This window comes from Maridesulfovibrio salexigens DSM 2638 (genome assembly GCF_000023445.1).
Classification (GTDB): Bacteria; Desulfobacterota; Desulfovibrionia; order Desulfovibrionales; family Desulfovibrionaceae; genus Maridesulfovibrio; species Maridesulfovibrio salexigens.
Genome location: NC_012881.1, coordinates 4,217,952 through 4,243,910, shown reverse-complemented (window position 1 = coordinate 4,243,910; position 25,959 = coordinate 4,217,952). Strand labels below are relative to the sequence as shown.

The following is a 25,959-nucleotide window of genomic DNA, read 5'->3' as shown; positions in this document are numbered from 1 at the left end:
TTTTGTTTTCATCTCAATCAATCTTTCCTAACTCTTTAAGAAATCCCATTATGTGTGTTGCTTCCCCGGCAGCCATCGTTCCGCCTAGTGAAATTGCCACGGCACAAGTCTCAAGAATTTCATCAACAGTGGCACCAAGATTCAGAGCTTCTTTGGTCTGGTAAAGCATACATGCCCTGCAACCACTGACCAATGCCCCCACTATAGCCATCAATCTTTTCTCCTTGGCTTTAACTGTTCCGTCTTTATAAACCTCACCATGAAATTGGTCATAAAGATCCCCTACCTCGGGCATCAATTTCATATACGTTCCCCAGTTTTCACCAATCTGCTTATGTATTTCTATTTGTTTTTCAGCCATTACCAGTCTCCTTGTTCATGGTTTTAACCTCTTGTTTTGGAGAGAATGACTGACTCACAGACATTAGACAAACTAATGTTTTTTATCTACGACATAAGAATGTTTGATATCTTTAAAACAGCACAATTAACTCCTGACCTACTTCGTTCCTTTGTTGTCGCAGCAGACACAGGCAGTTTTACCCGCACAGCAGGTCTTGTTCACAAGACGCAGGCAGCAGTAAGCATGCAAATAAAAAAGCTTGAAGAAGACCTCCAATGCCTGCTTTTTAAACGTGACGGAAGAGGAGTTACTTTAACCGTGGAAGGAGAAATTCTTTACCGGTATTCATCCAAAATACTCAAGCTGCACGATGAAGCCCTCACTGCTGTATCCGCTCCTACCCTCCATGGAAAAATACGCCTTGGAGCCCCGGACGATTACGCCATGAAACACCTTCCCGGCATACTTAGGGAATTCGCCGTGAACCATCCTCAGGTTCAGATAGATGTATTTTGTGATGATACTCCGACCCTGAGCAAAATGCTTAAAAACGGACAATTAGATCTCGTTATTGCAACAGATAAGGTAAAAACAAAATATTCTGCCCCACTGGAGCTGACTTGGATTTTACCGCAAAGAATGGACCCATCAGAAGTGGAAGAACTTCCTTTAGCACTATTTCATCCGGTCTGCTGTTATCGTGAAAACGGCTTGAAAGCTTTAAATAAGATTGGACGTAAATACCGCATAGCCTATGGAAGTCCCAGTCTGGCAGGGTTGCTTGCAGCAGTTCAAGGAGGCTTGGCAATAGCAGTAGTAACCAAAGATACAACAGCAAATGGATGCAGGCATGCAATTCCCTCAGATGGACTACCGCCCATAGAATCAATTTACATAGACCTGAGATTTCAACCCGGAATAAGATCGGAAGTTATTTCGGTTTTCGGCGGGTTTATTGCGAAGGGATTGGGGATTGTTATATGATGATACGATTTCTTTTAATTTTGGCAGCTCAATTTATAAAAATTGAGCTGCTAACTTATTTTGCATCAAGTATATCTAATACTTCACCCTCAGTGAGATTATACTTATCTTCACAATTTACAAAAACATCTAACATTGCTGAATATCTATGATGCATAGGCATATGGCTATTTAAATCTTTTTTGGCTACTTCAAGATAATCCCACATATCAAGATCATTTATTACAAATCGTGCATAGCGCATGTATTGACCCTCATTATTGCCGTCATACCCTCTAAATTTAAAAAATCTGTGTTCAAGTATCAATTCATTTTTACTTTCTTTGCCTGCTAATTGTATAAACTCATACATTTCAAGAACACTTTTTACAAATTCACATCTATCTTGGGTGAAAACTTCATCATAATTATCAAAAATAATATGATAGTCATCTTCATATCCATTTTCCAAAATTTTGCTATAAATTAAATAGCCTTCATCATCATTGAGATCAGCTAAGATCTTAAATTGATTTGCAAGATTGATTCTTTCATAACGTGTCAATTTCATAATAAATCCACCTCAAATCAGTTAATTAAAATTTTCAATACCGCTTCTTCAAATAATCAAGCTTATATCGCACTGCGTAAGGGTTGGGATAAGTATCAACAATCCCTTCCAGCAATTCTACGGCCCTTTTATACTCATGCCTGTCTTCATAAATATCAGCGAGCATAAAGACTGCTTCAGCATGAATATCCTCAGAAATACCTTCCATTTTGAGTAGTTTTTCAAGTTCTGATTCCGCCCTTTCCCAAGCTTGGATAAGGGTCAGTGTGTGAGCCATTTCAAAAATAGCCCGGGCTTTAGTACGCGGGTTATCGGTACTTTTGGCTATGTCGTTGTATGTGTAAATTGCCAGATCATAATTTCTTAACTTGCGGAAAGTTTCAGCAAGCATAGTCCGTTTTGAATCAAGCTGCTCTTGAGTCTGTTCAGAATATTCAAGGCTTTTTTCCAAAGCTTCAACAGCTTCTTTATACTGGCCGGTACGAATATACATTTCTGCCAGCTGAAGCTTTAATTTCGAAGCGAGGTCAGGTTTATGACCAAACTCAAGATACATGGCTTCAAGAATTGCTGCACCGCGCTCGCTGTCGTGACGAACTTCAGCAGCAATTTTTACCAGATAATTCCAGGCTTCAAAACGATGCTCTCCCTGCGGGTTATCCTGCAGGTATCTTTCGAATCCTTTTTCCGAATCACTGTAAAAGCCGCTGATAAAACTAGACCTAGCCTTATCGATAACTTCTGATCTGTTATCGTTAGGCTTATCGCATCCCTGCGCCATAAGCAGCAGGGATGCGATTATTATAATCAAGAATCTCTTCATTATTCGGATTCTTCACCTTCAGGCTCGGAAGTTATTTCTTCATTTGCATCCTGAACAAGGTCAAAACCGACAACATGATCACCGTCATCCATACGAACAAGACGAACACCCTGAGTGGCGCGGCCAACAAGGGAAACATCTTTAACGCCCATACGGATAATTTTGTTACCGGAGGTAAGCAGAACAACTTCATCTTCAGGTGAAACCATAATTGAACCAAGAACCTTACCGGTCTTAGTGGTCACCCTCATGCTGATGATACCTTTACCGCCACGGGTCTGGATACGATGCTGATCAATGTCAGTACGTTTACCGTAACCGCCTTCGGAGATGGTAAGCAGCTGAACACGTTCCTCATCACCGGTAACAACACCGGAAACAACCTCATCGCCGGGACGCAGTGCAATACCTTTAACACCGCTGGCTACGCGACCCATGGCTCTTGCATCCTGACAGCTGAAGCGGATGGAGGTACCGTTTCTGGTAACCAGTACGGCTTCGGAATCTGCGCTGACTTCCTTAACTGTGATCAGTGCATCACCTTCTTTCAGGGCTACAGCGCGAATACCGGACTGACGGCAGTTGCGGTAAAGAGCAATGGAAGAACGTTTAATCATACCGCTCTTGGTTACGAACAGGAAGAAACACTCCTCTTCGAACTCACGCATTGTCATTGCAGTGGCAATAGTCTCGTCCTTTTCAAGAGGCAGCAGGTTGGCGATATGCGCGCCACGGGCGATGCGGCTTGCTTCGGGAACCTGATGAACCTTGATTTTGAACATCTTACCTTTGGAAGTGAACAGCAGCAGGTACTGGTGGTTCGAAGTGGTCAGGAAGGTGTGGATAAAATCCCCATCCTTGGTCTGAACACCGGCAATACCTTTACCGCCGCGTTTCTGCTTCTGGTAGTTGGAAAGCGGAGTACGTTTGATGTAGCCGCGTCTGGAAAGAGTAATAACCGCATCGTCATCGGGGATCAGGTCTTCGATGTCGATATCATCAGGGTTGTGATCCATGAGAACAGTCTTACGCTCGGTGGCGTAGTTGTCCTTGATCTCAACCAGCTCGTCACGGATTACTCCTTTCAGAACTTCCTCATTAGCCAGGATGGACTTGAAGTATTCTATCTTCTTGAGAATCTCTGCATATTCTTCAAGAAGTTTTTCGTGTTCAAGGTTGGTCAGTCTCTGCAAACGCATGTCGAGAATAGCCTGAGCCTGAACCTTGGAAAGTTCGAAACGATCCATCAAACCGATACGTGCTTCATCACCGTTACTGGAACCGCGGATGATTTTAACAACTTCATCGATGTTATCCAGTGCGATGCGCAAACCTTCGAGAATGTGAGCGCGTTTTTCGCATTTATCCAGATCAAAGCGGGTGCGGCGGATGATGACTTCGCGACGGTGTTCCAGGAATGCAGCCAGAATCTGCTTCAGGTTCATGAGCTGCGGACGGTTGGCGTTAACAGCCATCATGTTGATGCCGAAGCTCTGTTCCAGCTGGGTGAACTTGTACAGGGAATTGATGATAATATCGGCGATTGCACCCTTTTTCAGGTCAACAACAACGCGGATACCCTTACGGTCAGATTCGTCACGCAGGTCGGAAACACCTTCGATCTTACCTTCACCAACCAGCTGGGCGATCTTTTCAACCATGCTGGATTTGTTCAGTGCGTAGGGAATCTCGGTGATAACGATGGACTGACGGCCGTTCTTTTTCTCCTCGATGTTAACAACACCGCGAATTTTAATGGAACCACGCCCGGTCAGGTAAGCCTCACGAAGTCCCTTGCCGCCGAAGCAAAGTGCTCCGGTGGGGAAGTCAGGACCTTTAATAAAGTCCATAAGGTCTTCGATTTCACACTCGGGATTATCGAGCAGATGCACGGTACCGTTGATCAGCTCGCCGAGGTTGTGAGGCGGAATATTGGTAGCCATACCAACCGCAATACCGGAAGTACCGTTCAGCAGCAGGTTGGGAACCTTGGTAGGCAGGACAGAAGGTTCCTGCAAGGAGTTATCGTAGTTGTCGCGGAAATCGACAGTCTTTTTCTCAAGGTCGGCCAGGAACTCGGAACTGAGTTTTGACATTCTTGCTTCGGTGTAACGCATAGCCGCTGCAGCATCGCCGTCAATGGAACCGAAGTTACCCTGACCGTCTACAAGCGGATCGCGCATGGAAAATTCCTGCGCCATACGTACCAAGGCATCGTAAACAGCAGAGTCACCGTGCGGGTGATATTTACCGATTACGTCACCGACAACACGGGCCGATTTCTTATAGGACCTGTTGTAAGTGTTACCAAGCTCGTGCATGGCGTAAAGAATACGCCTGTGTACAGGCTTCAGCCCGTCCCTTACATCGGGGATCGCACGGCCGATGATTACGCTCAAGGAGTACTCTAAGTACGATTTCTTAAGCTCTTCTTCAATTGTGATTTGAGACATTGTTTCTCCGAATTAAATATCAAGCTCTTGAACTGCGAGAGCGTTCTTTTCAATAAATTCGCGGCGCGGCTCAACGTTATCACCCATGAGGTCTTCAAAGATGTCGTTGGCAGCGGTTGCGTCTTCAATGGTTACCTGCAGCATGGTTCTCTTCTCGGGATCCATGGTGGTTTCCCAGAGCTGCTCGGGGTTCATTTCACCCAGACCTTTATAGCGCTGAAGGTTGATACCTTTGTAGGCTTCTTCCATCACACCGTCGAGCAGGCTGAAAATACCTCTGACTTCGGTTTCATTTTCACCACGGGTGATTTTGAAGTCGATACCGTCGCACTCATCTACGATTTTGCGGTTACGGTCATAGGTGTTGCGGAACAGCTTGGAGTTGAAGAATTCAACTGCCAGTCTGGTGCGGTGCCCGTTTTCGTTTTCAAAAACAACGTAAACGCGGGCTTCACCCTCGGTTTCAGTCTCTTCGCGCTCAATAATGACCTTGTAACCGGACTCTTCCATTTTGAAGATAAAAGATTGCGGATCACTGTCGGCAAACATCTCCGGAGTCATTTTTTCATCAAGGCTGACCAGTTTTGCGAACAGGGCATCAGAAATACCCATGTTGGCAGCTTCGCCGATTTTGCCTTTGATAAAACGGATGTCATCAAGCAGTTCGATTAGAGATTCCTGATGATATTCCTGACCGCATTCGGTTTTGATGGTGATATCCTTGGCAACTCTCTCGATAAGCAGGGAGTAGAGTTCGGAATCATCCTTGATGAATTTTTCGTATTTACCTTTGGCAATACGGTACAGCGGCGGCTGCGCAATGTAGAGATGACCACGCTCAATAAGCTCTTCATACTGACGGAAGAAGAAAGTCAGCAACAGGGTTCTAATGTGGGAGCCGTCAACATCCGCGTCAGTCATAATAACGACCTTGTGGTAACGCAGCTTATCGAAATCCTTTTCGCCCTCTTCCTGACCGATACCGATACCCATTGCAGTAATCAGAGCCCGGATTTCCTTGTTACCGAGCATCTTGTCAAAACGGGTTTTCTCAACGTTCAGAATTTTACCGCGCAGGGGCAGGATAGCCTGATGTTTCGGGTTACGGCCCTGTTTTGCAGAACCACCCGCGGAGTCACCCTCAACGATAAAGAGTTCGCTTTCGGCCGGGTCTTTGGACTGGCAGTCGGCAAGCTTACCGGGCAGGGAGTGGTCGGAAAGAGCACCCTTGCGGCGGACAAGGTCACGAGCCTTGCGAGCTGCATCCCTTGCACGAGCGGCATCAACTACCTTTTCAACGATAGCTTTTGCATCCTTGGGGTTTTCCTGAAAATAAGAAGAAAGCTTGTCGTAAACCATACCGGAAACAATACCGACCATTTCGGAGTTACCGAGTTTGGTCTTGGTCTGACCTTCGAACTGCGGATCAGGAAGTTTAACACTGATGACCGCGGTAAGACCTTCACGAACATCGTCACCGGAAAGCTTGATTTTAAGCTTTTTAGGCAGGTCAGAGTTCTGAATGTAAGTATTGATGGCACGGGTCAGGGCACCCTTGAAACCTGCCAGGTGTGTTCCACCCTCAACAGTACGGATGTTGTTGGCAAAGGTGTGGGTGTTTTCCTTGAAGGCAGTGTTGTACTGCACAGCCAGTTCAGTAATTACGTTGTCGGTCTCGGACTCGGCATAAATAATTTCACTGACTGTGGTCTGCCCTTTGTTCAAATCTTCAACAAAAGAAACAATACCGCCGTCAGCCTTGAAGCTGGCACTTTCGTTTGATCTTTCATCGACAAATTCAATTTCAAGACCTTTATTCAGGTAGGCCAGCTCGCGAAAACGCTTTTTGAGGGTGTTGAAATCAAACTGGTTGGTTTCAAAAATTTCCTCATCAGGACGAAAACGGATGGTTGTACCGGTAGTCACTGCATCACCGATGCACTCCAGAGGACCCGTAGGAACCCCTCTCTCGTAACTTTGGCGGTAAATCTTACCCCCGCGTCGAACTGTAGCCTCAAGATGCTCAGAAAGGGCGTTTACGCAGGAAACACCAACCCCGTGCAGACCACCGGAAACTTTATAGGCATCGTTATCGAACTTACCACCGGCATGAAGCACGGTCATAACGATTTCAAGAGCCGGTTTTTTCTTTTTGGGATGGATATCAACAGGAATACCGCGGCCGTTATCGGATACGGTTACGCTGTTATCCATATGCAGGGTTACCTTGAACTTGTCGCAATACCCGCCCATGGCTTCATCGATGGAGTTGTCGACCACCTCGTAAACAAGGTGGTGCAAACCCCTGATATCGGTTGAACCGATGTACATGGCAGGTCTTTTTCTAACCGCGGCAAGTCCCTCAAGGACGGTAATCGATTCCGCGCTGTAATCTTGGTTAGGAGCCATTAAACGTCTTCCTCGCTGTAGTAAGTCTCTTCCTGAACCTTCATGGGCATGACGATAACGAGATATTCGTTGTCATCACCACCGGTAACGCCGCAGGGCGCTTCGGCTCCGGTCAGGGTGAAGTTGATTTTGTCGGACTGGAAGTGCCCAAGGATCTCAATGAGGTTCTTGGTGGGGAAAGCAATGCGTTCCATTTCGCCGGAAAATTCAATCTCCATGGATTCGGTCGCAGTACCTACTTCCTGACCCTGTGAGAAGAGCACCAGCTCGCCGGGGTTGAACAGGAAGGATGCACAACGGTTGGAATCGGTGTTGAAAATGGAGATACGGTCCAGAGCCATAGAGAGCTCGGATTTTTCCACTTTCATGCGCGAAACATCATCATCATTGAGCTTGGACAGGAAATTCTTGTAGTTCGGATACTGGTAGTAACTCAGCGGCAGGCTGAAAGTTTCCTTGCCGTCTGCGGTCTTAAAGAAAAGACGCTTTTCACTGAGGCTGAGTTCAATCTCATCTTCGGTGAGCCACTTTTTAAGTTCAACCAGATATTTCTTCTGAATAAGGATTCCTTCTTCAGGAAGAATTGAATGGATATCATCATTGATAAATTTAAGGCGTGCGAACTGATGTCCGTTCAGGCCGCATACTTCCACAAACTTACCATTCTCATCAGCAGCAGGTACAATGTTCATGCAAGCAATGGCTTCCATACTGTCCTCATCACTGATGCAGAAGGCGATTCTTTCAATGAGCTCAAGCAGAAAATCGCCGGACCAGAATACTGCGCCCTCAGAAGGAAAAGAGGAGAATTTCTGAAACCAGGTGGGATCATTCACAGGCAGCTTGTATTTTCTGGAACCCTGCTCAACCAGAATGGAAGAACCGTCAGCATCATTCTTGATGGTCAGTTCACCGGAAGGCAGTTTACGGACCAGATCATAGAAAGCACGTCCCTGTACTCCTGCAAGTCCCTCTTCCATAATCTCGGCCGGATATGTCCCGCAGAATTCCAGATTGGAATCAGTGGACATGATACGCAGGTTACCACCATCACTTTTCAGCCAGATGGTGCGCAGATACGCAGCTCCTGTTTTGGCGGGAATGATGCTGGCAGACTTCTGCAATCCTTCGATCACTTCATCCCTATTCACCTTTAAATACATATATATTCTCCTTGTTTTTTTTATTAGGTCGGTTCCTATGTTTCTATTCACAGTAAGTATTCGAATTTATTTAGTTTTTTTTGCACATTTCATGTCGTATTTAAGTAACAAACCTACACTCTTTTTGAACTTGTTCAGTTTGAGACACGCAAAAGACACTTATTCTTCAAGTCTATCAACAGTCTTTTCAAAACTCTGTCATCTCTTTGTAATTCTTGTATTTTTTTTACCGAATAAAGAACAGTTGAGTGGTCTTTCCCTCCAAATGTCCGTCCCAGGGCCGGGTATGAAATTCCTAAAAGTTCCCTGCAAAGGTACATAGCCACCTGTCTGGCGTGGGCAGTCATTTTGTGCCTTTTGCTCCCTGTAAGGTCGGATGGTTTGAGGTTGAAATGGGAGGCTACGGACTCAATTACGTATTCAGGTGTAAGGGTCTCGTCAGCCTTTTCTTCCGTGTTACTAAGAATGTGTTCAAAATCCCGGTCATCCATGTTCTTGCGCACAAGTTCACGGAATGCAGAAAGTTTGATGATGATACCCTGCAGGTATCTGAAGTCCTGAAATCTTTGGGAAAGAGTCAGGATCTGGTCCTTGCTCAACGGCAGTTTTTTCAGTTTGCACTGCTTTTGAACATACTTGGCCCTGATCTCCAGGTCCGGCCTTTTCAGGGTGACGATGAGTCCCCATTCGAGCCTTGATTTGAGGTTCTTGTTCAAAAAGTCATAGGAAGCCAGTTTGTCGGTACAGCTGAAGACCATCTGTTTTCCATGTTCATAAAAGTTGTTGAAAATGGAGATGAGTTCCTGCTGCAGATGTTCGTATTTTTTAATCTGCCTGAGGTCATCGAGGAAAAAGTATTCGAAATCAAAGAAATAATTCCTTGCACGCATGATGTCACCGCCGAAACGGACAGAGTAGATATTCTGCACGTCATCAACGTTGCCGAGGAATACTTTTTCCCGGTCTACCTTTTTGCAGACTTCGTTGGCTATGGCTTTTAGAAGGTGTGATTTCCCTGATCCGCTTTTACCGCAAATGACAAAGGGATTGAATGAAATATTCTCCACACGGGCGACTTCCTTGGCTGAGGCAAGGGGAAAGTAGTTCTTTTTGCCGATCAGGAAGTTTTCAAAAGTGAAGTTGTGCCCGAATGGAAAGTCGATTTTCTTGACGCTGACGGGTTGCTCTTGAACCGAGGTGTGGTTTGATCCGTTATTTGAGTAGGATATAGAGAATCCGCTGCCCAGAAACTGGCCCAGCTGTTCCTCAAAACGATCCTGTATGCTTGATTTGAACCATTGCCCGAAAAAAGCGTGTGGGAATGTGACAACAACCTCCCCGTTTTTTTCGGAGATGTCGATATTTATGGGGTCAAACCAGCGTGCCAGCTCGGAATCAGAGCATGAATTTAAAAGGTGATTTCTCAGTGCTTCTTTCACGTGAATATTATATTTTTTAGGGGTGTTCTAAGTTGTTGAAATAAAAATAAAAAAAAATGTAAAAAATCCGAATTTTCTCAACCCCCGCAACCACACGTTCTTATACATTATTATATAGCTTAAGCCAAGGCATATTCGCCCTTAAAACGTTTTTATCAAGCGAAATAATATCTACCCCCTGAAAAAAATAAAATTGCAATCAGAGGCTATTTAAGCCACAATCTTTGCTGGTCTGACTTTACACTCAAATGCACAGGGCGTCCCTGCCCGGAAAAATCATTTTTGAACGTATTGTGGAAAACTTTGTCAGGCCAGCCAGTAACCAAATTCCAAACGGAGTCTTTCCAATGGCCACCACCTTTGAAGTCAATAAGACAATCAGTGAAATCAACGAACGAATTAAGAAAGGTAAGGCTGTAGTCGTCAATGCTGAAGAAATGGTCGAAATCGTCCGTTCTAAAGGCAAGGTTGAAGCAGCCAAAGAGATAGATGTAGTTACCACCGGGACTTTTTCCCCTATGTGCTCTTCCGGCATGTTTTTCAACATCGGGCAGGTTCCGCCGCTTATCAAGACTTCCGAGGTCTGGCTGAACAACGTCCCCTGTTATGCAGGATTGGCCGCTGTAGACTCCTATATAGGCGTCACAGAGCCTTCTGACGATGATCCCTTGAACAAGGTTCATCCCGGACGCTTTGCTTACGGTGGAGGGCATGTAATCGAAGATCTCATTGCCGGTAAAACTGTTCGTCTTAAAGCTAAGGCATACGGTACTGACTGTTACCCGCGCCGTGAGATTGAAAAAGACGTTTCCCTCAAGGACCTCAAGGACGTATCCATCCTTAACCCGCGCAACTGCTACCAGAACTACAATGCCGCGGTGAACATGACCAGCAGGACCGTCTACACTTACATGGGACCGCTTAAGCCAAACCAGCGCAATGTTAACTTTGCCACTGCCGGACAGCTTTCCCCGCTTTTCAATGATCCGTACCTGAAGACTATCGGTATGGGTACACGCATTTTCCTTGCCGGTGCTAAAGGTTACGTTATCGGAGCCGGAACCCAGCATGTGAAAACCCCGCAGCGTAATGAGCGCGGCATCCCGCTGACCCCTTCCGGTACGCTTATGCTTAAGTCCAGCAATGTAACTGAAATGGATTCCCGCTATTTCCGCGGTCTGAGTTTCCCCGGTTACGGCTGCACAGCTTCTATCGGCGTAGGTATCCCCATCCCCATCCTCAACGAGGACATGGCCTGGTATACCGGTGTTTCCGATGAAGATATCCAGATGCCCGTAAAGGACTACGGTTACGATTACCCCAACGGCGTAGGAAACATCCTTGCCCACGTAACCATGAAGGAACTCAAGTCCGGATCAATCAGCCTGAACGGTAAGGATATCCCCACCGTTCCGTTGACCAGTCATTCCATTTCCCTTGAAATCGCTGACAAGCTCAAGGACTGGATTCAGAAGGGTGAATTCCTGTTGACTGAGCCAGTGGAAGAGATTGAATCTGACTAGATTACCTCTGGCAATAGAAAATTATAATCCGGTAGAAGGAAAACCTTCTGCCGGATTTTTTTATTGACTGTTACAGGCAGTTACAGTCATTCTCCTTGTTCGCATTTCTTGCGAATATATTTCAACTTTTCCACAATCATTCACGAAAACTATTCGGGATTCCAAGGGGCCTTGGTCCTTTGGCCGCCGGAGGCGAAATCACCCGTCAAAAGCGCGCAGCGCATCAGGTCATCTTATGAACACCAAAAGTTTTAAAGCTGATATTTTACTGCTTATCACAGCCATTATCTGGGGTGCCGCATTTGTGGCCCAGCGGGTGGGTATGGATTACATGGGACCGCTTACTTTCAATGCGGTCCGTTTTGCACTTGGCGCAGCTGCGCTTATTCCGCTCATTCAGCGTATAGACAGCGAAAAGAAGAAAGACGGTACTTATCGGGAAGTGGATAAGGGGAGCTTCATTAAGGGCAGTTTAATTGCCGGGGGCGCACTCTTTTTAGGAGCTACTTTTCAGCAGTGGGGACTTGTTTATACAACAGCAGGAAATGCAGGGTTCATCACCGGACTATACGTTGTATTTGTTCCTATTATGGGATTGTTCTTCAAGCAGAAAACCGGATTACCTACTTGGATCGGTGCAGTTTTGGCGGTAATCGGTATGTATCTGCTTTCCGTTAACGAAGGCTTTCATATTGAAATGGGCGACCTGCTTGTCCTTATCTGCGCGGTATTTTTTGCAGGACATGTAGTTGTTATTTCCCTGCTGTCCAGCAAAATTGATCCGGTCAAATTCGCAGCAGGGCAGTTTGTAGTTTGTTCAGTGTTCAGTTTTATAGGTGCCTTTTCTTTTGAGACAATGACTTTTGCCGGAATCTGGGCCGGAATTGTGCCCATTCTTTACGGTGGACTGATGTCTGTCGGCGTAGCCTATACTTTGCAGGTTGTGGCGCAGCAGGAAGCCAAGCCTGCTCACGCGGCGATTATTCTCAGCCTTGAGTCAGTATTTGCAGCACTTGCCGGATGGCTGTTGCTCGGAGAGATATTGACCACGCAAGGTTTGATAGGGTGTGGATTGATGCTGTCAGGTATGTTGCTGTCGCAGATTAAATCATAGAATTAAAAAGGGGTGATGTTTATGAACATCACCCCTTTTTTTTTAATCCCATTCTTTCTTCAATAAAAATTTATACGACCTCACGCCGTGAACCATGTCGGCCAGTATTCTGGGCATGGATTTAAACATCATTTTAAACGACATGTGCTTTAATAACGGCTGGGAATAGAACAGGGTCCAGCGTAAGCGGTTAGAGTAGCGCAGTTCGGGGAATACATATTTTTCCAGACGTTCGAGATAGAACTTGTCCGGGCTTTTATTTTCGGTGATTCCGCGGGCTATTGATTCTGCTGCGTAGCGTCCGGTCTGCAAGGCATAGAAAATTCCTTCACCAAAGAGCGGTTCGACCAGACCTGCTGCATCTCCGGCAAGGAGAGTGCGTCCGAAGCAGGGATTTTCCATGAAGTTTCCATAAGGGAGTGGATAGCCCTGCATGTGCATGGATTCGGGATTGGCAATGCCTTGTGAACGCAGGAAATCCATGTAGGTTTTCTTAAAATCAGTAGTGCAGCGGGTAAGTGCTCCAATGCCGGTTACTACTTTACCTTTAGCAGGGAAAACCCAGATATATCCGGCTCTGAGATGACCGATATAGAGTTCCGGCTTGGCCACTTCGCGCGGAAAATCTTTTTTATCAAAAATTATTTCAATGGTCGCAGCCATGTCATCGCGCCATTTTTTCTTATCATAAGGAACTGAACGGCGGATGGTTGAATGTACACCGTCTGCACCGATCAGGTATTTTCCTTTAAAAATCCGGTTTGATGCGGTTTTAATTTCAGCATCCTGATAGTTGCATTCTTTGATTTCTTCACCGGTGAATATTTGCGCTCCGGCATTTGCGGCTTTTTGCAGAAGGAAGTAATCAAAATCTATCCGATCCACAAAGCGGAAGGGTATGGATGATTCAGCATCACGGATGTTGTAGTCACGGTAATTGATGGAATATTCGGGCGATTCAAAATTGATGATACCTTGTTTTTTAAGGCAATCCACATCACAGCCGAAAATTTTATTTAATACTTCAGTAGCCTTGTAGGTAAGAAGACCGCCGCAGAGTTTTTTTCTGGGGAACTCGGCCTTATCAATCAGCGCTACTTTAAAACCTTTACCTGCAAGGATGGTTGCGGCTGTAGAGCCTGTGGGACCTGCCCCTGCAATTATGACATCGAATTTACCGGACACTTTGACTCCTGAAAATATGTTCACAACCGGAATATCTGCTTGATTAAGTTGTGATTTTATATCGCCTAGCGAGCACTTGGGCAAGCAAGACCGTACAAAACTTACCGGAATATGAAAACAATAGAAGCAATAATATTTGATTTCGATGGAACACTGGCCGAATTGACCATTGATTTTGATGAGATGAAAAAGAGACTCAAGGCTTTGGGTAGTGCATTTCTTGAGCCTTTACCGGAAAAAGATGTTCCTGCTCTTGAATGGGTGGATTTTATAGCAGACTGCCTGGCCGAGGAAGATCCTGAGCTTGGTAAGGAATTCCATACCCGCTGCCGTTTTTTAATCATCAGTATGGAAGTTGAAGCTGCCCGTAATGGCAAGCTGTTTCCCTTTACCTGTGATATGCTGAACGGTTTGCGTAATTCAGGAATCAAAACCGGAATCATTACTCGCAATACAGCTTCGGCGGTGCGGGAGCTGGTGCCTGAAATCAATAAACTCTCAGGATGTTTTCTCTCCCGCGAAGATGTTCAAAACGTAAAACCTCACCCGGAACATTTATTCAAGGCACTTGAAGTAATTGGGGTGTCACCGGAAAATACACTAATGGTCGGTGATCATCCTATGGATATAGAAACCGGAAAAAGGGCAGGTTCCATGACCGCCGGAGTAGCAACAGGTCGGATGTCCGTAGAAGAACTTCAGCAGGCTGAACCAGATTTCGTAGCTGTAAATTGTGCAGAACTTATTCAACTACTTGAAAAAGAAGGATTAGTTGTAAACAATTTGTAGTCTAAAAATGTTCAAAACATTAGTTTTGCTGCCTACAAGGAGCAGTAAAGGCGCAAAAAGAACCTGAACTATGTTCTTAACGAAAGTTACCATTGGGATACCGCTGTAAGAACATAAGATAATGATGGTAAATTATGATGTTTCGTTTTGTACACAACTAAACTAACTTATTGAAATATAGGTATTAGTTATAAACAATTAGTAGCCATAAATTGTTCAAAACAAAAGGGCGCAGTATCAATTAAGATACTGCGCCCTATGTTTTTGAACACGTTATTTAAGCTAAATAGTCACCAGCTTGTAGTTCCTTGAACCCAAACCGATTTCTTCAGCATATCTGAGTCCGAATGAATCAGGTGTATCCGGTGCGAGGGCTTTGAATTTGTCATCACCTTGACTCAGACCGTCAGGTAATCTGCTGGGATAGAGCGGCGGCGCAGCATTAATCATATCAAGAGCCGCCTGATCGACAGCAACAGGGTCGGATGAGATCATGACTCCTAGATCCGGACAGACTGGTGCATCACTATATCCGTGGCAATCACAGTCCGGAGTGATGTTCATAAGAAAGTTGATGTGCATGGCAGGACGTTTGAGATGGTCCAGAATGGCTTTGTTGTATTCAATCAGTCGTTTGGTGAATACTTCAACGTCGCTTTTCCAGTCGATGGATATTGCACCATAGCGACAGGAAAGGAAGCAGCGACCGCAGCCTGTGCATTTTCCACCCATTATGATCTTGCCATCATCGTCAAGATCGAGTGCTTTAGCAGCACATTCGGTTATACAGACACCGCAACCGGTACATTTTTCAGGATGAAGGTGCGGAGCGGTGGAAACGTGGATGTGCATTTTACCTTTCTTTGAAGCGCAGCCCATACCAATATTTTTAATGGCTCCGCCGTAGCCTGCCAAACCGTGCCCTTTGACGTGGTTAAGTGTAACCATCATGTCCGTTTCCATGAACATGCCGCCTATATGGGCTTCAGATATATATTTGCCGTCATAGGGGATGGTAGTTTCATATTCACCACGCAAGCCGTCTGCAAACATGACCGGAGCACCTATGACATTTGGATCATAACCGTGACGCGCTGCCAGCAGGCCGTGGGAAACTGATTCTCCGCGCTCACCTACATATAGTGTACTGGTGTCTGTGAAATAAGGTTTGGCTCCGGCTTTTTTCAGGAAATCTACGATAGGACGCAGATTGAGGGCATTAAGATACCCGGTGTTTCCGCTTTCGCCGAAATGTACTTTCAGAGCAACAAGGTTGCCCGGATCAATAATAGCATTCAGACCGGACTGCTTGAGCAGTTTTTTCATCTTCAAAGCATGCGGAGATTTGCGGGTAGTACGCAAATTCCAGAAATATACTTTGGACATAACACTTCCCCCTGTCTTTACGAAAATATGTAAATCATTTCCCTGACTGTTTTTGCGGGTTTAACCTATAATTTGCTTTGGATATTGTCTATTTTTAAAACAGCAGACTTAAAGCATAAATTTGTGCATAAATGATCGGGTAGCTTTCAGTTCCCAGTTGATTTATATAACGAAGAGAATGAGATAGGGAATGCGGGTAAATTGAATATTCAGGAGTTTTAAAAATGCACTTACTGAAAAGGGTTCTGGTAACCGGTGGAGCAGGATTTCTGGGAACACATCTTTGTGAGCGGCTGCTTGCTGATGGGTGTGATGTTATCTGCGTGGATAATTTTTTTACCGGGACAAAATCCAATGTAACTCATCTTTTGAGTAACCCTAATTTTGAGATAATCCGGCATGATGTAACTTTTCCGCTCTATCTTGAGATTGATGAAATCTACAATCTGGCCTGTCCAGCATCACCTATCCATTATCAGCATGATCCGGTGCAGACTACCAAAACTTCCGTACACGGGGCAATCAACATGCTCGGCCTTGCCAAGCGTACCAGAGCTAAAATTTTTCAGGCTTCAACATCCGAAGTTTACGGCGATCCTGAAGTTCATCCCCAGCCGGAAAGCTACGTGGGCAGTGTAAACCCCATTGGCCCCCGTTCATGCTACGATGAAGGAAAACGTTGCGCAGAAACACTTTTTTTCGACTATTATCGTCAGCACAAAGTGAACATCAAAGTAGCCCGTATATTCAATACTTATGGCCCCATGATGCATCCCAATGACGGACGCGTGGTTTCAAATTTCATAACTCAGGCTCTTCTGGGAAATCCCATTACCATTTACGGCGACGGATCACAGACCCGTTCATTCTGTTATGTTGATGATATGATAGAGGGTTTCTTGACCCTGATGGATACCCCGGACGAAGTTACCGGACCGGTAAACCTCGGTAACCCGACAGAATTTTCTATTCTCGAGTTAGCTGAAAAAGTGATCGAACTTACCGGATCAAAATCAGAACTCATTTTCAAGCCTCTGCCCGGAGATGATCCCAAGCAGCGCAAGCCTGATATTACTCGCGCAAAAGAACTCGGCTGGGAACCGACCATACAGCTCGAAAAAGGATTGGTCAGCACTATTGAATATTTCAAGACCTTGGATTTGGAATCTATATTTAAGTAGATGCTGCTCAGTTAGTTTATTATCAATAAAAAAAGTCCGCAATATCATATAGATGTTGCGGACTTTTATTTTAGTATTTTGAAGAAACTATTTTTTATAAATAGCACCAGTTGATGCTGAAGTTACGTTCTGGCTGTAGCGCTTGAGAAATGCGGAGGGCATTTCTTTTTCAATGGGTTTGAATTCAGCGCGGCGTTTTTCCATTTCAGCTTCATCGAGCTTCACGTTGATGGAACGTCCGGGGATGTCGATTTCAATTACATCGCCTGTCTGGACCAATCCGATAGCACCGCCGGAAGCTGCTTCCGGGGAAACGTGTCCGATAGCTGCGCCGCGGGTACCGCCGGAGAAACGTCCGTCAGTGATCAGGGCTACGTCTGCACCGAGTCCCATACCTGCGATTGCGGAGGTCGGGGTCAGCATTTCGCGCATACCGGGTCCGCCTTTGGGTCCTTCGTAGAGGATTACAACGGCGTCACCCTTAACGATCTGGTTGCCGAGGATAGCTTCGACAGCTTCTTCTTCGGAATTGAATACTTTGGCGTTGCAGGTGCGTTTCATCATTTCAGGTGCCACAGCAGACTGCTTAACTACGCAGCCGTCTTCAGCAATGTTACCGAACAGAACAGCGATACCGCCTTCAGTGGAGTAAGGATCATCAACCGGACGTACGATCTTGTGGTCTTTGACTCCTGCGTTGAGCTCCTTAAGGTTCTCACCAACGGTCTTACCGGTAACAGTCATCGGGTCGAGCTCAATGCGTCCGGTCTTGGAAAGTTCTGCCATAACGCCCTGAATGCCGCCCGCTGCGTTAAGGTCTTCGATGTGATCGGGACCGGCGGGGGAAAGCTTACAGAGGTTGGGGGTGTTGCGGCTGATTTCATCAAATACGGTCAGGTCCAGCTTGAGGCCTGCTTCATTGAAGATGGCGGGCAGGTGCAGCACGGTGTTGGTGGAGCAGCCCAAAGCCATATCCATGGTTACCGCGTTCTTGAGGCTTTTCTCAGTAACGATGTCGCGCGGTTTGATGTCCTTTTCGAGCAGGGTCATGATCTGGGAACCAGCTGCTTTTGCAAGGCGGGTGCGTTCAGCCATGACTGCGGGAATGGTGCCGTTACCGGGAAGGGCCAGACCGATGGTTTCGGAAAGGCAGTTCATGGAGTTGGCAGTGAACATACCGGAACAGGAACCGCAAGTGGGGCAGGCGCTCTGTTCGAGTACGGTAAGTTCGTCTTCGGTCATGTTTCCGGTCTTAACCTGACCTACACCTTCGAATACGGTAATCAGGTCGACTTTTTTACCGTCTTTGCGACCTGCGAGCATTGGACCGCCGCTGATGACGATGGTCGGAATGTTCAGGCGCAGGGCAGCCATGAGCATACCGGGTACGATTTTATCGCAGTTGGGGATGAGTACCAGAGCATCAAAAGGATGTGCGGTAGCCATGATCTCGATGGAGTCGGCAATGATTTCACGGCTGGGCAGGGAATAACGCATGCCCGTGTGGTTCATGGCCAAACCGTCACAGACACCGATGGCAGGAAATTCCATGGGCACACCGCCGGCTAGACGCACGCCGTCTTTTACAGCACGGGTGATGGTGTGCAGATGTACGTGACCGGGAATGATCTCGTTGGCAGCGTTACAGATACCGATCAGCGGACGGTTAACTTCGTCCTTGGACAAGCCCAGTGCGTAAAGCAGGGAACGGTGCGGGGCTTTCTCCAGCCCTCCAGTCATTTTTTTACTTCTCATAATTTTCCTCTCCTGGATGCCTCCGGCAGTTCTTCAAGGACCCTGCCGGGGGCCTTAAACCCTTTGGAAAGGGTTTAAGAATCCCAAACTTTTTTAATAAGCTATCGCTCTATGTAACGGTTGATAGCGGGTTAATATGAAAAATTTCCTTTAATGAGGAATGGCCATTTTTGGATGTTGAAATGCAAGATTAGGCTTTATTAAAAAAGCTAATCATTAAGAATTCCAAAGGAGATTATCCCCTTTGGCCGCCGGAGGCGAAATGCGATTATTAAAAAGCGCGATAGCGCATCAAATTTCTAATTCTTAACAGCCACAAAGCTGCTCAGCATTCCGATCAGGGTGACGGTTCCTGCCAGTATAAGGCATTGTTCAGGGGGCAGGAAGGTCAATTTCATGAATAGCGGCGGAAAGTTCAGGATATCTGTGAAAAATTGCTGGGCAGCGTAAAGGATACCTAGGGCTGTTGAACTTCCGACGAGTCCGAGCAGTGCCCCTCCGGTTAGGAGCGGAAGACGGATAAACCATTGCTTGGCGCCCACTAGATATAGGATTTCTATTTCATCTTTGCGGGTCATAAGTGAAAGGCGCATGGTGTTTCCGACAACAAGTGCGACTATCAGACCGAGGAAAGCGATGATGGGCCAGACTATGGATTGGGTCAGGCTGATCCAGCCCCTTGCAAGGTCAATCTGCAGGGGATTGTAATGCACCTTGTCCACAAAGGGAAGTGCTTTAAGGTCATGCAGTAAATCTGCGGCCCAACGTTCATTTTCAACGCCCTGTTCTACGGAAAAAGAAAGCAGGGCAGTAGGCGGCAGGGGGTTCCTGGATTTACCGAGCCATGAGAAATCATCACTGTCGCTGAGTGCTTCTGAAAGTTGCTTTAAGGCGTTTTCCGGGGTGAAGGTACGAATGTCTTTCAAGCCTTTAATATTACGCAGTTCGGCCCATTGTTTTTCGTAATCTTCAGCTGGAGTATTTGAAGCCCAGAACATCTGGATTTCAACCTGTCCTTTGCTCTTGAGCAGTTCCTGATTGACGTTATGCAGGGTGAGCATGAACAGTCCGGCCATGATGGAGACCATGGTAACAGCCACAAGGGTAAAAATATTAGCCCACGGATGCAATCCCAGATCACGGATACCACGGACGATGAGCCTGAAGAAAAGTGCTAACATTGGCAGAGCTCCGAGGTAAGGTATTCCGGTGGTTCGCAGAGCTGGCCGTCTTCAAGGTGGATAATTCTGGCTTCAGGTACACAGCGCAGAATTTCACGGCTGTGGGTCGCCATGACTACTGTGGTGCCATGAGTGTGAAATTGCTTGAAAACATCCATTAAATGCAGGGAAAGCTCAAAGTCGAGGTTTCCGGTAGGTTCGTCGGCAATGATCAGTTTGGGATTTACTACCATTGCACGGGCGATGGCTACACGTTGCTGTTCTCCACCGGAAAGACTGCTGCATTTCGAGTAGCTTTTCTTTTCAAGTCCGAGGGCGCGGATAATGGCCCGGACCCTTTTGTCCACAACAGACTTGGGCATGCTGCGGACTGTCAGGGCGAGGGAAACATTTTCGTATACTGAACGGTTCGGCAGGATTTTGAAATCCTGAAAGACAACACCAAGTTCACGGCGCAGCATGGGAATCTGGCCGCGCTTGATATCATGCAAGTCGTATCCGGCAACAGAGGCCTGACCACGGGTGAGTGGAAGGGCACCGTAAAGCAGACGCATAAGGGTGGTCTTGCCTGCTCCGGAATGTCCGGTCAGGAAGATAAATTCACCTTTTTGAATGTGCAGGGATACATCTTTCAAGGCCCAGTTGGAGCCGAAATTGTATGAAAGCCGGTTAAGCCGGATCATTTAATTCACCGTAAAAAAAGCTAGAATTTTACAGTCAGCTTCTGGCCGTCAGAAGTGGTGCAGGAGCCTTCTCCGCCGCCTTCGAATTTTTTGAGCTGGTCTTTCAATTCAAAGTTACATTTCATGCTGACCCCGTCATGGCTGTACAGGGTTACGGATTTTTCATGGTACTTGATATCACCGTTGAAAACTGTTTCATCGGGCAGTTGTGCTTTAATGGTATAAGCTTCAAGTTCCGGTCGTTTGTTGGCAGTCATTTCCACTGTACCGAGAGAAGTACCTTTTTCAGATGTGACTTCACCATTCATCATAACAGGGGCACAGGCAGCAAGACTCAGCAATAGGACGGTCAAAACTAAGAATCTGTAGATCATATTCGTAAACTCCTCGAATGCGGTTGTAGCAGGGGTGCGACAGTTTTGCAAAAAACATTATATAAAGCGGCTTGTGGGACTTTTCTTTCGGTAAACGGTCAAAAAAATAGCTGTAAAGTGGGATATGTCCCACAGAGAGATTTACGTTTTTGATGTTTTCAATTAAGTTCCCGTATAGAGCATGGACCTTAATGACAATCCTGACAATTACACACCTTTCGGGTGCTTCATTTGATAGTGTCGTAACTGGTTAAAATCCTCAGTTACGGTGCATGCTTAAATATCGTCAATGGCCGTGGATAAACATATAACTCAAGCAGCAGGAAAGAGATATGAAAATTTCTGAAAGACTTATGAGGGCTAAACCGTCAGCAACTCTGGCTGTAAACGCCAAGGCACAGGAACTGCGCGCACAGGGTAAGGAAATCGTAAGCCTCGCGGTTGGCGAGCCTGATTGTCCTACTCCGGCGCATGTCTGCGAAGCTATGAAGAAAGCTGTTGATGATGGATTTCACCGTTATACTGCAGTGCCCGGACTCCCGGAACTGCGCACAGCTGTAGCAAATTACTACGGTAAATTTTACGGTGCGAAAGCTGAAGCTGAAAATACCATCATCAGCAATGGTGGTAAGCATTCTCTGTATAACCTGTTCATGGCCTTGATTGATCCGGGCGATGAAGTGCTTATTCCTGCTCCCTACTGGGTAAGTTACCCTGCTATGGTTGAGTTGGCTGAAGGTAAGCCGGTCATCGTGCCTACAACTGCCGAGTCCGGTTTTCTGGCGGAGATCAAAGATCTGGAAGCAGCATGTACTGAAAAAACCAGATTGCTGATTCTGAACACTCCCTCCAACCCCACCGGTGGACATTATCCGCAGGCACAGCTGGATGAGATCGCCAACTGGGCAAAGTCCAAAGGTATCTTCATTGTTTCCGATGAAGTTTATGACCGTTTGGTCTATAAGCCTGCCGAGTATTCCACCCTTGCCAATTTCTGGGAAAAGAATCCTGAAGACGTAGCTATTGTAGGTGCGCTCTCCAAGAGTTTTGCCATGACCGGTTGGCGTGTTGGAACCACCCTTGCTCATGCCGATCTGGTAAAAGCAATGGTCAAAATTCAGGGACAGTCCACTTCAAACGTAAACACCATGGCTCAGAAAGCTGCTCTGGCTGCTTTTGAAGGACCTTGGGATCTTATTGATGAGATGTGCGTTAAGTTTCAGCGTCGCCGTGACCTTGCTTACGATATCATCACATCATGGCCCGGTGTTATCTGCCCCAAACCGGATGGAGCTTTCTATCTCTTCCCGGTTCTTGATACTTTCTTTACTGAAGAAACCCCTGATTCCGCTTCCATGTGCACCAAGATTCTGGAAGAAGCCGGAGTCGCTCTTGTGCCCGGTTCCGCTTTCGGTGATGACCGCTGCATCCGCTTCTCTTATGCCGTGGATGATGAAGTGCTCAAAAATTCACTGGAAAAAATCGGCAAAGTGTTGATGGGAAAATAAAAAAAAAGTAAACATAGTCATATTTGATTGATGAAAAAATCAGCCTCTTCCGGTTGATGATACCGGAAGAGGCTGCAACCCATACCAAGGGAGATCGAATATGGCTGCTAATATTCTTGATTGGACCGACAGCTGGTACGAACGTCTTGATTCTGAATCCCATTGTGATTCCGCAGCTTCCATTGCTGCAAGATTCAGCGGAGAAGTGGCTGAAGGTAAGCTGCCTTTCTGCTCCATGCCGTTCATGGCTTCACTGCTTCATGATTTGGACGGCCTTGAAGATTACGTAAAAAGTTTCGACCATATGCTTCTGCTGGGCATCGGTGGTTCCGCACTTGGAGCACGAGCTTTGCAGAAAGCTTTCTTTCCGCAGCAGGACCAGCCCGGACATGAAGGTCCGTGGCTCTGGATTGCTGACAACGTATGCGCTAAGACCCTTGACGCATATCTTCAGAAACTTCCCCTTGAAAAAACACTTGTTGCGGTTGTCTCCAAATCCGGCGGCACAATCGAAACAATCAGCCAGTATTTCCTTGTCCGCGATAAACTTAAGCAGGATCTTGGTGATAACTGGAATCGCAATCTTCTTTTCGTAACCGATAAGGAGAAGGGATTCCTGCGTGAGCAGGCCGATGAATTTTCCGTACGCACCCTCGAAGTTCCGGATTTTCTTGGTGGCAGATATTCCGTACTTTCCGCTGTGGGGCTGCTTCCTGCCATGTTTATGGGGGTTGATTACCGCTCGCTGGTTGAAGGTGCTTCCGCAGTGCTTTCGCCTTTGGCATCCCCCAATCTTAATGGTGACCTGTTGAGTCGTCATCCGGCTTTTAAAATGGCTTGCTGGGCTTCCGGTTTGATGGGCGAAGGGTACAATGAACTGATTTTCTTTTCCTACATTCCGCAATGGGCCTGCTTCGGGCAATGGTTTGCCCAGCTCTGGGCTGAAAGTCTCGGTAAGGAAGGTAAAGGCAGTCAGCCTCTTCCGGCGATCGGGGCCACAGACCAGCATTCCGTAAACCAGATGTTTCTGGATGGTCCGCGCAATAAAGGCTGCCTGTTCCTGACCTGCCCGTCTTTGCCTGAAGGAGCTCCCTTTTCGGACGATATTCCGGACAATTTTGCTTATCTTAAAGGTAAGAGTTTTGGTGAATTGATTCACGCTGAAGGACTCGGAACCAAGATGGCGCTTGCCGCAAATAAGGTTCCGCTGGTTGAAATGCAGATGGGGGATGATTCAGAGGAAGCCGCCGGCCGTCTCATGGGTCTGCTCATGGCTGCAACTATTTTTACCGGTTGGCTGATAGAAATTAATCCTATTGACCAGCCTGCTGTGGAAATGGGGAAGTTGCTCGCCAAGGCACGTCTCGGCGCTGACGGTCTGGAAAAGGAAAAGGAAAGCCTTAATTCCTTCCTGAATACTAAGCGGGAAGAGCAGGAATTTTAATGAGTTGATACGTTATCGTGCTTTTTGCTAATCATCTCTGTAATCCCTAGTTGAATAATTCGGGGCAATTTAGGAATGATCCTAAGTTGCCCCTTTCCCTTTACTACCTGCCTTCTTTGAGGCACGAATAAGCAAGCTATTACTCAATTATATCTATTAAAAGTTTTAGGAGAGTCCAGAGAGCCATTTTACAAAAGGGTTCTCTGGTCCCTGAAGGGCCGCCGGAGGCATTCTTTTGGATTCACAACATCAAGATTTGCAAGTTAAATCATTCCAGCTTGTTAAGCTTCTTTCTTGGACTTTGCTGATTGTTATTATTGCCAGCAGTCTCGGACTTTCTGTTTTCCTGGCTAAACATGCGGACGAAACTCTTCTGGAAAAGCAGAAGCAGTTCGCTTTGTTGCAGGCTGAAAACTTGAATCACCAGATTTACCGCCGTTTTATTCTTCCTACTATTATCGGTTATGGGCGTATCGGGCTGAAAAATAAGGAACAGATGGAGCGCCTTGATCAGGTAGTGCGTTCTACTGTGCACAGTTTTAAAGTTAATGAAGTGCGCATCTATGATCCGGAATTTATGGTTTCATATTCGACTGATACTGAAATAATCGGCAAGGATGATCTTGGCGGTGAATTTATCAAAGAGGTCATTGAAACCGGTAATCCGCGGTATGAATTTATCAGTAAGAAATCCACACTGGCTCTTCTTTTTGATTTTCATATGCGGCCCGGAACAATGCAGCTTAAGATTGTTTATCCGCTCCGTTCTGAAAAGAGCTTGAATATTGATGAGAATGTAATCATGGGCGTGATGGAGATTACTCAGGATATTACCGAGGATTATCAATCGGTTATTAATTTTGAGCGTTTGATCCTGTTCACTTCCAGTTTTTCGGCTTTGATCCTTTTTGCCACTATCATGGCTATTATCCGCCGTGCTGACATCATCAATGAACAGCGCATGCGCGAACGGCGTGATTTTGAGAAAGAACTTAACCAGAGTGAAAAACTGGCCAGTATCGGGCGTATGGTTTCCGGGGTGGCTCATGAGATTCGCAATCCGCTCGGAATTATCCGCTCAAGTTCAGAGCTCTTGCTCAAAAGGATGAAGGAAAGCGATCCGGTCAATGTTAAGATTCTGGGTGCAATCCATGAGGAAACCAAACGGTTGAGCCGCACGGTGAGCGATTTTCTTGATTACGCAAGGCCGCGCAAGATTGCCATGACCGCACTTGATCCGGCGGATTTGCTGGATAAGATCTATATGTTTCTGGAATCCAAATGCCGCCAAAGCAACATTGAGCTGAAAAGGGAATATCTTCCGGGGCATCAGGTTTGTGGTGACGAAGACCTGCTTTACCGCGCTTTTTATAATCTTGTCGGCAATGCTATGCAGGCTGTGGAAAAGGATGGGTATATTGCTGTTTCCATTAATGAAGCAGAGGGTGGCATAAGCGTTGTTGTAAGTGATTCCGGTACCGGATTCACACCTGAGATAATCGAGAAAGTTAAAGACCCGTTTTTTACAACTAAAGATAATGGAACAGGCTTAGGGCTTGCAATTGTGACCAATATTGTGGAAAGCCATAACGGAAAGCTGCGCATCGGGAATAATCCTGAGGGCGGGGCGCGTTTGGAAATATTTTTACCTCAAAAGAAAGACTGCTAGAAA

21 protein-coding genes are annotated in these 25,959 nt (G+C 46.2%); 8 read left to right on the top strand and 13 right to left on the bottom strand.

Going from position 1 to position 25,959, the window contains the following annotated elements:
- Window positions 1-13: 13 nt before the first annotated feature.
- Window positions 14-361, bottom strand: coding sequence for a carboxymuconolactone decarboxylase family protein (locus DESAL_RS19300; protein ID WP_015853651.1), 348 nt, complete (start codon window positions 359-361; stop codon window positions 14-16).
- Window positions 362-406: 45 nt separating this feature from the next.
- Here DESAL_RS19300 and DESAL_RS19295 point away from each other — a divergent pair, with 45 nt between their 5' ends.
- Entirely contained in the window at window positions 407-1,327 is a 921-nt protein-coding gene (locus DESAL_RS19295; RefSeq protein ID WP_245543842.1) for a LysR family transcriptional regulator, read from the top strand.
- Between the two features lie 55 nt (window positions 1,328-1,382).
- Here DESAL_RS19295 and DESAL_RS19290 read toward each other — a convergent pair whose 3' ends face one another.
- The 6 genes from DESAL_RS19290 to DESAL_RS19265 form a co-directional block, all read right to left on the bottom strand.
- Entirely contained in the window at window positions 1,383-1,877 is a 495-nt protein-coding gene (locus DESAL_RS19290) for a YfbU family protein (RefSeq protein WP_015853649.1), read from the bottom strand.
- A gap of 34 nt (window positions 1,878-1,911) precedes the next feature.
- A complete protein-coding gene (locus DESAL_RS19285) occupies window positions 1,912-2,700 on the bottom strand; it encodes a tetratricopeptide repeat protein (protein WP_015853648.1) in 789 nt (262 codons plus the stop codon).
- Entirely contained in the window at window positions 2,700-5,153 is a 2,454-nt protein-coding gene (gene gyrA, locus DESAL_RS19280; protein WP_015853647.1) for a DNA gyrase subunit A, read from the bottom strand. The genes DESAL_RS19285 and gyrA overlap by 1 nt, the downstream gene beginning before the upstream one ends.
- A gap of 12 nt (window positions 5,154-5,165) precedes the next feature.
- Entirely contained in the window at window positions 5,166-7,562 is a 2,397-nt protein-coding gene (gyrB, locus tag DESAL_RS19275; RefSeq protein WP_015853646.1) for a DNA topoisomerase (ATP-hydrolyzing) subunit B, read from the bottom strand.
- Window positions 7,562-8,725 carry a DNA polymerase III subunit beta gene (gene dnaN, locus DESAL_RS19270; RefSeq protein ID WP_015853645.1) on the bottom strand — a complete coding sequence of 388 codons (1,164 nt, stop codon included), beginning with the start codon at window positions 8,723-8,725 and terminating at the stop codon, window positions 7,562-7,564. Before dnaN ends, gyrB begins: the two co-directional genes overlap by 1 nt.
- Window positions 8,726-8,859: 134 nt before the next feature.
- Window positions 8,860-10,164 (bottom strand): DnaA ATPase domain-containing protein, encoded by a 1,305-nt coding sequence (locus DESAL_RS19265; RefSeq protein ID WP_015853644.1) that lies wholly within the window; start codon window positions 10,162-10,164, stop codon window positions 8,860-8,862.
- A 347-nt stretch (window positions 10,165-10,511) separates the two neighbouring features.
- Here DESAL_RS19265 and DESAL_RS19260 point away from each other — a divergent pair, with 347 nt between their 5' ends.
- Both DESAL_RS19260 and DESAL_RS19255 read left to right on the top strand, forming a co-directional pair.
- A complete protein-coding gene (locus tag DESAL_RS19260; protein WP_015853643.1) occupies window positions 10,512-11,687 on the top strand; it encodes a homocysteine biosynthesis protein in 1,176 nt (391 codons plus the stop codon).
- Window positions 11,688-11,922: 235 nt separating this feature from the next.
- The gene (locus DESAL_RS19255; RefSeq protein WP_015853642.1) at window positions 11,923-12,801 is read left to right on the top strand and encodes a DMT family transporter; all 879 of its coding nucleotides are present in this window, start codon (window positions 11,923-11,925) and stop codon (window positions 12,799-12,801) included.
- 42 nt (window positions 12,802-12,843) lie between these two features.
- Here the strand turns inward: DESAL_RS19255 and DESAL_RS19250 are convergent, their stop codons facing one another.
- Entirely contained in the window at window positions 12,844-13,986 is a 1,143-nt protein-coding gene (locus tag DESAL_RS19250) for a geranylgeranyl reductase family protein (protein WP_015853641.1), read from the bottom strand.
- A 111-nt stretch (window positions 13,987-14,097) separates the two neighbouring features.
- On the opposite strand from DESAL_RS19250, the gene DESAL_RS19245 reads away from it, so the two are divergent.
- On the top strand, window positions 14,098-14,775 hold the full coding sequence (locus DESAL_RS19245) for an HAD family hydrolase (protein ID WP_015853640.1): 678 nt from the start codon (window positions 14,098-14,100) through the stop codon (window positions 14,773-14,775).
- A 282-nt stretch (window positions 14,776-15,057) separates the two neighbouring features.
- On the opposite strand, the gene DESAL_RS19240 is transcribed toward DESAL_RS19245, so the two are convergent.
- Window positions 15,058-16,161 carry a DUF362 domain-containing protein gene (locus DESAL_RS19240; protein ID WP_015853639.1) on the bottom strand — a complete coding sequence of 368 codons (1,104 nt, stop codon included), beginning with the start codon at window positions 16,159-16,161 and terminating at the stop codon, window positions 15,058-15,060.
- A gap of 224 nt (window positions 16,162-16,385) precedes the next feature.
- On the opposite strand from DESAL_RS19240, the gene DESAL_RS19235 reads away from it, so the two are divergent.
- Complete coding sequence (locus DESAL_RS19235; protein ID WP_015853638.1) at window positions 16,386-17,342, top strand: UDP-glucuronic acid decarboxylase family protein; 957 nt, start codon at window positions 16,386-16,388, stop codon at window positions 17,340-17,342.
- 87 nt (window positions 17,343-17,429) lie between these two features.
- Here the strand turns inward: DESAL_RS19235 and ilvD are convergent, their stop codons facing one another.
- The 4 genes from ilvD to DESAL_RS19215 form a co-directional block, all read right to left on the bottom strand.
- Window positions 17,430-19,097, bottom strand: coding sequence for a dihydroxy-acid dehydratase (gene ilvD / locus DESAL_RS19230; RefSeq protein ID WP_015853637.1), 1,668 nt, complete (start codon window positions 19,095-19,097; stop codon window positions 17,430-17,432).
- 299 nt (window positions 19,098-19,396) lie between these two features.
- On the bottom strand, window positions 19,397-20,278 hold the full coding sequence (locus DESAL_RS19225) for a cell division protein FtsX (RefSeq protein WP_015853636.1): 882 nt from the start codon (window positions 20,276-20,278) through the stop codon (window positions 19,397-19,399).
- Window positions 20,272-20,961, bottom strand: a complete 690-nt coding sequence (gene ftsE / locus DESAL_RS19220; RefSeq protein WP_015853635.1) for a cell division ATP-binding protein FtsE — start codon at window positions 20,959-20,961, stop codon at window positions 20,272-20,274. Before ftsE ends, DESAL_RS19225 begins: the two co-directional genes overlap by 7 nt.
- A gap of 20 nt (window positions 20,962-20,981) precedes the next feature.
- Window positions 20,982-21,335 carry a hypothetical protein gene (locus DESAL_RS19215; protein WP_015853634.1) on the bottom strand — a complete coding sequence of 118 codons (354 nt, stop codon included), beginning with the start codon at window positions 21,333-21,335 and terminating at the stop codon, window positions 20,982-20,984.
- Between the two features lie 332 nt (window positions 21,336-21,667).
- On the opposite strand from DESAL_RS19215, the gene DESAL_RS19210 reads away from it, so the two are divergent.
- The 3 genes from DESAL_RS19210 to DESAL_RS19200 all read left to right on the top strand — a co-directional run bounded on the left by DESAL_RS19210 (window position 21,668) and on the right by DESAL_RS19200 (window position 25,956).
- Window positions 21,668-22,843, top strand: a complete 1,176-nt coding sequence (locus DESAL_RS19210; protein ID WP_015853633.1) for a pyridoxal phosphate-dependent aminotransferase — start codon at window positions 21,668-21,670, stop codon at window positions 22,841-22,843.
- Window positions 22,844-22,943: 100 nt separating this feature from the next.
- Entirely contained in the window at window positions 22,944-24,287 is a 1,344-nt protein-coding gene (locus DESAL_RS19205) for a hypothetical protein (protein ID WP_015853632.1), read from the top strand.
- A 235-nt stretch (window positions 24,288-24,522) separates the two neighbouring features.
- The gene (locus DESAL_RS19200) at window positions 24,523-25,956 is read left to right on the top strand and encodes a sensor histidine kinase (protein WP_015853631.1); all 1,434 of its coding nucleotides are present in this window, start codon (window positions 24,523-24,525) and stop codon (window positions 25,954-25,956) included.
- Window positions 25,957-25,959: the final 3 nt, after the last annotated feature.